Origin of the sequence: Vibrio rotiferianus CAIM 577 = LMG 21460 (assembly GCF_002741985.1) — a bacterium.
Classification (GTDB): domain Bacteria; phylum Pseudomonadota; class Gammaproteobacteria; order Enterobacterales; family Vibrionaceae; genus Vibrio; species Vibrio rotiferianus.
This window is the reverse complement of record NZ_APHW01000024.1, coordinates 1-11,858: the sequence shown is the minus strand read 5'-3', so window position 1 is coordinate 11,858 and position 11,858 is coordinate 1. Positions and strand designations below refer to the sequence as shown.

Here is an 11,858-nt window from a genome sequence, read left to right as displayed (position 1 = left end):
CCTGATATTGGTAATACCGATATCGAAAACTGCGCGTCCTTAGCTCAGCTGGATAGAGTACCTGGCTACGAACCAGGCGGTCGGAGGTTCGAATCCTCCAGGACGCGCCACTCTTTAGGGTTTCCTTTGTGAACTCCTGATATTGGGAATACTGATATCGAAAACTGCGCGTCCTTAGCTCAGCTGGATAGAGTACCTGGCTACGAACCAGGCGGTCGGAGGTTCGAATCCTCCAGGACGCGCCACTCTTTAGGGTTTCCTTTGTGAACTCCTGATATTGGTAATACCGATATCGAAAACCGTGCGTCCTTAGCTCAGCTGGATAGAGTACCTGGCTACGAACCAGGCGGTCGGAGGTTCGAATCCTCCAGGACGCGCCACTCTTTAAAAAAGCCTCGCTTAATGCGAGGCTTTTTTGTATCTGGTGTTTGGTTATGAAATGGCGCGTTCTTCGCTTATCCACAGCCATCTCTCGCGCCAAATCCTATCTTCAGTTTATGATTCTTGTCTCATTGAGCCTCTATATTGTTTCGCTTAAATAATCACCTTGAAGCTTCTACTTAAGCGATCTTCAGCTTGGCGAGCATGCAAAGGCAGATAAACCTAACCAAACATTGATGAAAACACTTATGTTTCGCTATTGTTAATTTGGTGTTTTTGTTGTGTTAATTGGGGCTATCTTTCTGTTTTTATTTTACTTTCTTCCTTAAGACTCTTTTCATTTTTAAATCCTAATCGCAGTTTTTACAAACACTTTAATTTAGTGTGGTTATATGTTGAGCGGTCCCACAAGCGAAGTGAATTTTCGTGCAATTTGTGATCTGAGTAGTGAATAAATAATCAATATTAGAGATTATTTAAAAGCTTCCTTAAACAAAATTGACAAAATTTAACCAATCGAGATAATCCATTGGTCGGGATTTGACGCTATTACAGTCCTGCGCATTGTCAGGATGACAAAGAAAGGAAGCAACATGACGAATATAGGAAGCCTGCTAGTAGATGCGGCCACCCTGATGTTAACAGGGATGGCGGTCGTATTTATTTTCCTCACCATTCTAGTTTATCTCGTTCGGCTGATGTCCAAATTGGTACCAGAAGAAGTACCAGCGCCGATCGCAGCACCGAAAATAAATACTAACGTTCAATCAACCTCTTCAGCTGTTAGTCCACACGTAGTGGCAGCGATTTCGGCTGCGATTCATAAACATCGCGCCTCTGTCGTGAAGTAGCCGAAAATAGGATTAAAAAGGAGTTTAAGAGCATGTCTAAACCACTAGCTATCACTGATGTGGTCCTTCGTGACGCCCATCAATCCCTGTTTGCTACGCGTATGCGTATCGAAGATATGCTGCCTATCGCAGCTGAGTTAGATAAGGTTGGTTACTGGTCATTAGAGACCTGGGGTGGCGCAACGTTTGACTCGTGTATCCGCTTTTTGGGAGAAGACCCATGGGAGCGCTTACGCGAACTAAAAAAAGCGATGCCAAATACACCAATGCAAATGTTACTACGTGGTCAAAACCTTTTAGGATACCGCCATTACGCTGACGATGTAGTAGAGAAGTTTGTTGAACGTGCTCACGCCAATGGTATGGATGTGTTCCGTATTTTTGATGCAATGAACGATGTTCGAAATTTCCAAAAAGCAGTAAAAGCTACGGTGGATGTTGGTGCTCATGCGCAAGGAACCTTGTCTTACACCACCAGTCCGGTACATAACGCGGATACTTGGGTCGATCTTGCTAAACGTCTTGAAGACTTAGGTTGTCACTCTCTATGTATCAAGGATATGTCTGGCTTACTTAAGCCGTACGAAGCAGAAGAGCTGATCACGCGCATCAAAGCGTCTTGTGACGTGCCTTTAGCGCTTCACTGCCATGCAACTACGGGTCTTTCTACGGCGACTGCTGTGAAAGCTGTAGAAGCGGGTATCGATATCCTTGATACTGCGATCTCTTCAATGAGCTGCACATACGGCCACACGCCAACGGAGACAGTGGTTGCTATGCTGCAAGGTACAGAGCGTGATACTAATCTTAAACTGGATCAAATTGAGCCTATTGCCGCTTACTTCCGTGAAGTACGTAAGAAATACGCTAAGTGGGAAGGTCAGCTAAAAGGCGTGGATTCGCGCATCCTGATCGCTCAGGTTCCTGGAGGCATGCTGACGAATATGGAAGGTCAGCTAAAAGAGCAAGGCGCTGCGGATCGTATTGATGAAGTACTGGAAGAGATTCCTCGTGTACGTGAAGACCTTGGCTTCATTCCGTTGGTGACACCGACGTCTCAGATTGTTGGTACTCAAGCGGTGATCAACGTGCTGACAGGTGAGCGCTATAAGAGCATCACCAAAGAAACCGCTGGTGTTCTAAAAGGTGAATACGGCTCTGCGCCGGCGCCAGTGAATGCTGAGCTTCAAGCAAAAGTGCTTGATGGCAAAGAAGCGATCACCTGTCGTCCTGCAGACTTGCTTGAGTCAGAAATGGAAACCCTAACGGTTGATTTGATGGAGAAAGCGCAGTCTGAAGGTATTAAGCTAGCGAGTGAACGTGTTGATGACGTACTGACTTACGCGCTATTCCCTCAAGTTGGTCTGAAATTCCTGAAAAACCGCGGTAACCCAGACGCGTTTGAGCCGGCACCAACGTTAGAAGCGGCGAAACCTGCCGCTGCACCTGTAGTACAAGCATCAGCTGGTGGTGTTGAAACCTACAGCGTGCGAGTTGATGGGCAAGTTTATGAGGTCGAAGTTGGTCCTCAGGGGCAATTAACATCGGTAACGCCAAGTGGGGCAGCCGCACCTGTTCAACCTGCAGCGCCAAGCGCTCCTGTTAACAGTGCCGCTGAAGCGGTTCCTGCACCTCTTGCAGGTAACATCTTTAAAGTTAACGTTCAACCTGGCGCTGAAGTCGCTGAAGGTGATGTTCTTTTGATCCTAGAAGCGATGAAGATGGAAACCGAAGTTCGTGCAGCGCGTGGCGGTATTGTGCAAGAGCTTAACGTGAAAGAAGGTGATGCCGTTACCGTTGGTTCACCACTGCTGAGTTTGACGTAAGGGAGCATCATGGACGGATTGATGACCTTATGGTCAGAAACAGGGATCGCTAACTTTGAGTTCGGCCAAATCTGTATGATGTTGGTTGGTTGTACCTTGCTGTTTTTGGCGATCAAAAAAGGCTTTGAGCCCTTACTGTTATTACCAATTGGTTTTGGTGCCATCTTGGCAAACATTCCAAATGCTGGCTTTACTGATCCAGGCGGGTTGCTGTACTACGTTTACTACATTGGGATCGAATCGGGCGTGTTCCCGCTGCTGATCTTCATGGGCGTAGGTGCGATGACCGATTTTGGTGCTTTGATTGCGAACCCGAAAACCTTGTGGTTAGGTGCTGCTGCGCAGTTTGGTATTTTCGCGACGTTATTTGGTGCGATATTGCTTAACTATGTTCCGGGTATGGAGTTCTCCATGGCGGATGCATCGTCTATCGCGATCATCGGTGGTGCGGATGGACCAACTGCTATCTTCTTGGCGAGTAAGCTCTCTCCAGATTTACTTGGTGCGATTGCAGTTGCCGCATACAGTTACATGGCATTGGTTCCAATTATCCAGCCACCAATCATGAAAGCTCTAACCACCAAAGAAGAACGTCAAATCAAGATGGCTCAACTTCGTCATGTTGGTAAGTGGGAGAAAGTACTCTTCCCACTTGCCGTATTACTGATGACGATTCTGTTCCTACCTTCGGCGACACCTCTGGTTGGTATGTTCTGTTTGGGTAACTTGATGCGCGAAGCTGGTGTGGTGGATCGCTTGTCGAAAACTGCTCAAAACGAACTGATCAACATTGTGACCATCTTCTTAGGCCTTGGGGTTGGTTCCAAGCTACAAGCTGAGCAGTTCTTGAACCTAGAAACGCTAGGTATCTTAGGGCTCGGTGCAGTGGCATTCAGTATCGGTACTGGTGCAGGTGTTCTAATGGCGAAGCTCCTGAACAAATTCTCGAAAGAAGACATCAACCCACTTATTGGCGCAGCAGGTGTTTCTGCTGTACCAATGGCGGCGCGTGTTGTGAATAAGGTTGGTTTAGAAGCGAATCCACAAAACTTCCTACTGATGCACGCAATGGGACCAAATGTAGCCGGTGTCCTTGGTTCAGCAGTGGCGGCGGGTATCTTGCTCGCGCTCGTGGGCTAGGTAGTTCTTTAAATAACGTGGTTGATAATCTGTGACAGAGAATTATCAACCAATTTACAAATTGGCGATTAACTTCGGCAAACAAAATGGTTTATAGTCAAAGGGATGCTTTTTGCATCCCTTTTTGTTTTCTCTCAGGGAATGGGTTATGGAACACGAACAGATAGTTATTACCGAATTCGGCGACGCAGAAGTCCTTGCGATTCAAACCACATCCACACCAACTCCTCAGGCGGGTGAAGTCCTCGTTAAAGTGGCCTATTCTGGTGTCAATCCTATTGATGTCAAAACACGCGCAGGGCTTGGCTGGGCGGCCGCTCAGAACAAAGATAACTTACCTTGGGTGCCTGGCTATGATATCTCTGGCAAAGTGGTGTCATGCGGAGAAGGGGCGTCACGCTTTACTGAAGGGGATGAGGTCGCTGGGTTTATTGGTTTTCCAGTCCGCGGTGGCGGTTATAGCCAATACGTTTGCGTTCCTGAGTCTGAACTTAGCCATGTGCCAAATACGGTTACGTTGGAAGCAGCAGCCGTGCTCCCGTTGGCTGGACAAACTGCCGCTCAAGCGCTGAGTAAGGCAAATGTCACTGAAGGTGATCGCGTGCTGATTTTAGCGGGGGCAGGTGGCGTTGGGCATCTAGCGGTACAAATTGCAGTGGCGACGAAGGCGGAAGTGTTTACTACATGTAGTGGACGAAATTTAGACTACCTCGCCACACTCGGTGCACATGCAGTGAACTATCAATTTGCCCCAGTGTCAGAACGTGTTGAAGATGTCGATGTTTTGATTGACCTCGTCGGTGGCGATGCAGCTTGGATGCCCTCAAATGCCTGACGGATAATGCTCGAGTGATCACCGTTCCGACTATTACTGCAGAGTTGATTTGTGAAAAAGCCAAGCTACTAGGTTTCGAAGCGAGCGGTATGTTGGTGGAACCCGATCGCGAGCAACTTGATACCTTGCTCTACATGGTTGGGGTTGGGTTGTTGAAAACCGAAGTACAACACGTCTATCCGATGAATGAGGTTGTTGAAGCTCACAAACAAGTTGAGTCGGGAAGGACTCGAGGCAAGATCTTGCTTGATATGACATGTTAGAGGCATTTAATGCTGCCTTTGAAAACTTAGCATTATGGTTTTCTGACTCCGCATTATGGGTGCTATTTATGACGGGGTTTCTCAGTGCTACCTTATTACCAGGTGGCTCTGAAGCTGGATTGATTGCCACCTTATCGTTAAACCAGTACTCAGTTTCATCCATCATCATTGTTGCTACCATTGGTAATACCCTTGGCGGTCTCACCAACTATTGGTTGGGGTTGTGGATTCCAAATAAAACCCAAGATGAGAAACACGGTCATACCGCATTGAAGTGGTTATCCAAATATGGGTATTGGGGATTGTTTTTCAGCTGGTTGCCAGTGATTGGTGATCCGCTATGTTTAGCGGCAGGATGGTTAAGGATGAAATTTCTGCCTTGCTTAGTTCTTATATTTTTAGGCAAAGCCGCAAGATACAGCTTGTTGGCCGCCATCTATCTCGGTTTATTTTAAGGAAAGCGCATGAGAATGTTTTGGGTAAGTGCGTGTTCACTGCTAGTGATCACGGGCTGTGCATCAAATGCCCCTGTTTCATCATTGCCTGATGGGGTGACGTTTGTTGAGTCATCGAAAGCGGAAGAAGGCAAAGTAAAAATACCATACCAGAAGTATCAACTTGATAATGGCCTGACGGTGATTCTGGCACCTGAAGATTCCGATCCATTGGTTCACGTAGATGTGACTTACCATGTTGGTTCGGCACGTGAAGAAATTGGTAAATCAGGTTTTGCACACTTCTTTGAGCACATGATGTTCCAAGGCTCTGAGAACGTGGGTGACCAACAGCACTTCAAGATCATCACAGAGGCGGGGGGGGCACACTTAATGGCACCACGAACCGTGATCGTACTAATTATTTCGAAACCGTTCCGGCTAACCAGCTAGAAAAAATGCTGTGGTTAGAGTCGGATCGTATGGGCTTTTTGTTGGATGCGGTATCACAGCAGAAATTTGAGATTCAGCGTTCTACAGTGAAAAACGAACGCGCCCAGAATTACGATAATCGTCCTTATGGCTTGATTTGGGAGCGCATGGCAGAAGCGCTGTACCCAGAAGGTCACCCTTATTCATGGCAAACTATCGGCTATGTTGAAGATCTCGATCGTGTTGATGTGAATGATCTGAAAGCGTTCTTCCTTCGTTGGTATGGTCCAAACAATGCAGTATTGACCATTGGTGGTGATATCGATGTAGAACAAACACTGGAGTGGGTGAACAAATACTTCGGTTCGATCCCTAGAGGTCTAGAAGTTGAAAACGCACCGAAGCAGCCGGCTAAGCTAGCAGAAAGTAAGTTCATTACCTTAGAAGATCGTATTCAACAACCTATGGTCATGGTGGCATGGCCGACCACTTACAGCGGCGAAGCCAACCAAGCATCACTTGATACACTATCAAGCGTAATCGGTAGTGGCACTAACAGCGTACTTTATCAGGATCTAGTTAAAACGCAGAAAGCGGTCGATGCAGGGGCATTCCATGACTGCGCAGAGCTGTCGTGTAATTTCTATGTCTACGCGATGGGAGATTCTGGTGATAAAGGCGACCTCACCAAGCTTTACGATGAGCTTATGGCGTCGCTGGATAAATTTGCCAAAGATGGGGTAACCAAAGACCGTCTTGAGCAACTTAAAGGAAAAACTGAAGCAGACGCGATTTTTGCTCTAGAGAGTGTCAAAGGCAAAGTAACGCAATTGGCGTCTAACCAAACTTTCTTTGGTAAGCCGGATCTGATTGAACAGCAGCTGAAACAGTTACGTGCGGTGACGCCTGAGTCTGTGGAGAAGGCTTATAGCGACTTCATTCAAGGTAAGAATAAGGTAACGCTTAGCGTTGTGCCACGCGGTAAGACCGAGCTTGCGGTAAAACCAGCGACGTTCGTGACACCAAAGCGTACTTTGCCAGAATATGAAAAGATCACAGAAGACCAATTGGCGTACCGCCGAGCAACGGATAACTTCGATCGTTCAGTTCAGCCACCAGTTGGTAACCCTGTAGAAGCGACAATGCCGAAGCTATACGACATTCACTTCAAGAACGGTTCTGAGTTGCTTGGTACCGTAAGCAGTGAAACGCCGACGGTCACTATGCAGTTTAGCTTGCCTGCAGGTACGCGCTTTGTTCAGGAAGGTAAAGAAGGCTTGGCTCAGCTAACTGCTGCAATGTTACAAGAAGGCACGACTCAGCATTCAGCCGAAGAAATTCAAGCGGAATTAGACAAGCTTGGCAGTGTAATTTCTGTTGGGGCAACGGGTTATACCACGAACATCCGTGTTTCTGCTCTAGAAAGAAACCTTGCACCGACGTTGAAGATTGTCGAGGAGATGTTGTTATCGCCGGCATTCAAGCAAGTAGACTTTGAACGTGTTAAAGCTCAAGCGCTGGAAGGGTTAGTGTACGAGCATCAGAAGCCAAGCTGGATGGCGTCGCAAGCGAGCCGTCAAGTGTTGTATGGAGACTCTGTTTTTGCTCGTCCAAAAGATGGGACTAAAGCAGGGCTTCAAGCGTTGACCCTAGATGATGTACGTGACTTCTATACGAAACACTACACGCCACAAAGTGCGCAGATTGTTGCAGTTGGTGATATCAGCAAAGATGATGTTGAGAAACAACTTGCTTTCTGGTCTAACTGGGAGGACGAAGCTGCTCCCTTGTATGCGCCACAAGCTATCGCGCCATTAGGTTCACAAAAAGTACATTTAGTGGATAAGCCAGGCGCACCGCAAAGTGTCATCATGATGGTTCGTCAAGGAATGCCTTATGATGCAACAGGTGATTTCTACTTGGGTCAGCTAGCAAACTTTAACTTGTCTGGAAACTTTAATAGCCGTATCAACCAAAACCTTCGTGAAGACAAAGGTTACACCTATGGCGCCTATGGTTATTTCTCCGGTAATGTAGAAACAGGCTCTGTTGTATTTACTGCTCAAGTGCGTGCGGATTCGACTGTTGCGTCTATCATCGAGATGGAGAATGAGTTGAACGAGTTCTCACAATCGGGCATGACTGACGATGAATTGAAATTTATGCGCCAAGCAGTCGGTCAAAAAGATGCACTGAAATACGAGACGCCAACACAGAAAGGCAAACTCATCAGTGATATTTTGAAATACAACCTAGATAAAGATTACTTACAGCAACGCAACGCTATTGTTGAGACTGTCGATAAACAGACGCTCAACGCTCTAGCTGAAAAATGGTTCGACCCGAATGACTATCAGATAGTGGTTGTCGGGGATGCGAAATCCCTTCGCCCTCAACTAGAAAAGTTAGGGAAAGACGTGGAAGAGCTTGAAATCATTCGATAGAGTACACATTTAATAGCGGAGAGGAGACTCTCCGCTATTCGTTTCTAACTAGATAAATGACTTTTTGATGGGTTATTTATCTAGATGGATTATATATCAATAACTTAGCTTTCACTTGCCACGCTTGGCGAGTGTCCTGCTCCCAATATAAGCGAACCTCATTTTGACTGATTTTGCTGCGCGACTAAAACAAGTTGCATCAAACCCAGAAGTATTTAAGCAGTTTGGACGCGGTGTTGAGCGAGAAACTTTGCGCTATCGTCAGGATGGCCATTTAGCTACAACACCTCACCCAGAGGGTTTGGGCTCAGCGTTCACAAACAAATGGATCACGACCGACTTTTCAGAATCTCTACTGGAATTTATTACTCCAGTATCGCATGACATTCCTGAACTGATGGGACAATTGAAAGACATCCATCACTTCACTCAAACCAAAATGGGTGAAGAGAAAATGTGGCCACTTTCAATGCCGTGCTACGTGGGCACCGAGGACGACATTCAGCTAGCGCAGTATGGCTCATCGAACTCAGCCAAAATGAAAACGCTCTACCGTGAAGGTCTAAAGCGTCGTTATGGTAGCTTGATGCAAATTATTTCTGGTGTGCATTTTAACTTCTCTTTCCCTGAATCATTCTGGGATGCTTTGTATGGCAAACAAGATGAAGAAGCACGCCAAGAGACAAAATCAGACGCGTACTTTGCGCTGATTCGTAACTACTACCGCTTTGGTTGGATGATCCCGTATTTCTTTGGTGCATCTCCAGCGCTGTGTGGCTCATTTATTCAAGGGCGTGAAACCGAACTGCCATTTGAGCAGATTGGCGGTACGCTTTATCTACCAAAAGCGACCTCTCTGCGTCTAAGTGATCTCGGTTACACCAACAGTGCTCAAAGTGTGCTTAAGATTGGCTTTAACACCATCGAACAGTATCTTGATGGTTTAGATGATGCGATTCGTCATCCATCGGAACAGTTCGCCGAGATTGGTGTAAAAGTCGATGGAGAATATCGTCAACTTAACTCGAACATCTTGCAAATTGAAAACGAACTGTACGCCCCAATTCGTCCAAAACGTGTAGCTAAAAATGGTGAGAAACCTTCGGAAGCTCTTAAACGTGGTGGCGTGGAATACATCGAAGTTCGTTCGCTAGATGTCAACCCATTCAGTGCGATTGGTGTAAGTGAAGAGCAAGTTCGCTTCCTCGATTTGTTCCTAACTTGGGCTGCACTTTCAGAGTCTGATCCAATGGACAACTGTGAGCTGGAATGCTGGCGTGATAACTGGAACAAGGTGATTGTGTCTGGTCGTGAGAAAGGCTTGATGCTGCAAATCGGTTGCCAAGGTGAGCGTTTATCTTTGCAGGATTGGGCACACCGTGTGTTCGCTGATCTTCGTCAGATTGCGGTTGAAATGGATACTGCGGCTGGTGGTAATGCGTACCAAGCGGTTTGTGACAAACTAGAATCTTGGATTGATGAACCAGAGCTGACTATTTCTGGCCAACTGCTTGAGCTGACTAAAGAGCATGGCGGTTTAGGTAAAGTGGGGTGTGCGCTAGGCATGAAATTCCGCGAAGAAAACCTAGCACACAGTTATGAGCAATATTCAGCTGACGCAATGGAAACGGAAGTTGCAACATCGGTAGAGAAACAAAAACAAGCAGAGCAAAGCGATACTTTGTCGTTCGATGACTTCCTAGAAGATTACTTTGCTTACTTAAAACAATAACTAGCAGTAAGGGCAGGGATTGAACATTAAGCCGTTAGTGGTGTCTGTATTCGGGAGCGTGATGTTAGCCGGTTGTGCGACTGCGCCCCCTAAGCAACAAGACAATCTATGTGAAATATTCCGAGAAAAATCCGGTTGGTATGAAGATGCCAAAGATATGGAAGAAGAGTGGGGCACGCCTATCAACGTAGCGATGGCGATCATTAAGCAAGAAAGTAGCTTTCGCCATGATGCTCGTCCACCTAAAGACTATGTTCTCGGTTTTATTCCATGGGGGCGTCTTAGCAGCGCATACGGCTATGCTCAAGCTCAAGACCCTGCTTGGGAAGATTTTCAAAAAGCGACGGGACAAGGTGGTTCACGCACCAACTTTGATGATTCAATGATGTTTGTCGGTTGGTATACTCACGAAACTCGTCGCCAATTAGGCGTTTCACTGTGGGATCCGTACAACCAGTACCTCGCATATCATGAAGGACGCGGTGGCTATAAACGCGGAACTTACAAGAGCAAACCAAGTTTGGTCAAGGTCGCTAGGCGAGTCGAACAAACTGCGAAGACTTATGGCTGGCAGCTGAAGCAATGTCGTCAGGAATTAGAGGACAACAGCAGCTGGTTCTTTTAACCCCAACGATGGGGAAAATGAACATTAATTAAGACCAATACTTGTAAGTATTGGTGGTTACAATCAGGAGAGATGTAATGCCTTTATTAGACAGTTTTACCGTAGATCACACACGTATGCATGCACCAGCGGTTCGTGTGGCGAAAACGATGCAAACTCCAAAAGGAGATACCATCACTGTCTTCGATCTGCGCTTCACCGCACCAAACAAAGACATCCTTTCTGAGAAGGGGATTCACACTCTAGAGCACTTGTACGCAGGCTTTATGCGTAATCACCTAAATGGTGAGAGCGTTGAGATCATTGATATTTCACCAATGGGTTGCCGTACTGGTTTCTACATGAGCTTGATTGGTACGCCTTCAGAGCAGCAAGTGGCTGACGCTTGGATTGCTGCGATGGAGGGTGTATTGAAAGTGGAAAGTCAAAACAAGATCCCTGAGCTGAATGAGTACCAATGTGGTACAGCAGCGATGCACTCTCTGGATGAAGCGAAGCAAATCGCAAAGAACATTCTAGAAGCGGGCGTGGCGGTAAATAAGAATGATGAATTGGCATTGCCAGAGTCAATGCTGAAAGAGCTACGTATCGACTAACTTAGCTTTTAGTTTAGATAATTAAAAAAGAGCCTGACAATATCAGGCTCTTTTTTGGTTCATCGCGGCTTTCCGGGGAAAGCCGCTTTTATCTTTAAGAAGAAGTAATCAGTATCTCGATAGCCATATCCCATCCGCTTAATTAACTTTATCTTGTTATTTATCCCTTCAAGCGTACAGGTATTCAGCGGGTAGCTTGCTGAAGCAGTGATCCCATGAAGGTATGGACGGAGCTTTCGAGCGAACTCTTTGAGCGGCTTAATTCCACTCTCATTCACTTGTCCCAACCATACCTGCCA

Annotated in this window: 8 protein-coding genes, 3 tRNA genes and 2 pseudogenes; 12 read left to right on the top strand and 1 reads right to left on the bottom strand. The window is 46.5% G+C overall.

The features are described from left to right. Positions 1-33 precede the first annotated feature (33 nt). The 12 genes and pseudogenes from B853_RS12415 to luxS all read left to right on the top strand — a co-directional run bounded on the left by B853_RS12415 (position 34) and on the right by luxS (position 11,559). Positions 34-110: transfer RNA gene (locus tag B853_RS12415), tRNA-Arg, on the top strand. Positions 111-168: 58 nt separating this feature from the next. After that, positions 169-245, top strand: a tRNA-Arg gene (locus B853_RS12410). A 58-nt stretch (positions 246-303) separates the two neighbouring features. Then, positions 304-380: transfer RNA gene (locus B853_RS12405), tRNA-Arg, on the top strand. A 594-nt stretch (positions 381-974) separates the two neighbouring features. Further along, positions 975-1,232, top strand: coding sequence for an oxaloacetate decarboxylase subunit gamma (locus B853_RS12400; RefSeq protein ID WP_038887331.1), 258 nt, complete (start codon positions 975-977; stop codon positions 1,230-1,232). 32 nt (positions 1,233-1,264) lie between these two features. Further along, positions 1,265-3,058 (top strand): sodium-extruding oxaloacetate decarboxylase subunit alpha, encoded by a 1,794-nt coding sequence (gene oadA, locus B853_RS12395; protein ID WP_010450224.1) that lies wholly within the window; start codon positions 1,265-1,267, stop codon positions 3,056-3,058. 9 nt (positions 3,059-3,067) lie between these two features. Then, complete coding sequence (locus B853_RS12390) at positions 3,068-4,198, top strand: sodium ion-translocating decarboxylase subunit beta (RefSeq protein WP_038887333.1); 1,131 nt, start codon at positions 3,068-3,070, stop codon at positions 4,196-4,198. A 148-nt stretch (positions 4,199-4,346) separates the two neighbouring features. Then, positions 4,347-5,296 (top strand): annotated as a pseudogene (locus B853_RS12385) (NADP-dependent oxidoreductase). Further along, positions 5,290-5,751, top strand: coding sequence for a YqaA family protein (locus B853_RS12380; protein ID WP_010450219.1), 462 nt, complete (start codon positions 5,290-5,292; stop codon positions 5,749-5,751). The pseudogene B853_RS12385 and the gene B853_RS12380 overlap by 7 nt, the downstream one beginning before the upstream one ends. Positions 5,752-5,760: 9 nt before the next feature. Further along, positions 5,761-8,606: pseudogene (locus B853_RS12375) on the top strand (M16 family metallopeptidase). 163 nt (positions 8,607-8,769) lie between these two features. Beyond that, positions 8,770-10,338, top strand: coding sequence for a glutamate--cysteine ligase (gene gshA, locus B853_RS12370; RefSeq protein WP_038887336.1), 1,569 nt, complete (start codon positions 8,770-8,772; stop codon positions 10,336-10,338). Positions 10,339-10,357: 19 nt separating this feature from the next. After that, on the top strand, positions 10,358-10,963 hold the full coding sequence (locus B853_RS12365; RefSeq protein WP_081641256.1) for a transglycosylase SLT domain-containing protein: 606 nt from the start codon (positions 10,358-10,360) through the stop codon (positions 10,961-10,963). Positions 10,964-11,040: 77 nt separating this feature from the next. Beyond that, positions 11,041-11,559, top strand: coding sequence for an S-ribosylhomocysteine lyase (gene luxS, locus B853_RS12360; protein WP_038887338.1), 519 nt, complete (start codon positions 11,041-11,043; stop codon positions 11,557-11,559). Between the two features lie 59 nt (positions 11,560-11,618). On the opposite strand, the gene B853_RS12355 is transcribed toward luxS, so the two are convergent. Beyond that, positions 11,619-11,858: transposase (locus B853_RS12355; protein WP_143700791.1), on the bottom strand; the 240-nt coding region annotated here is incomplete at its 5' end.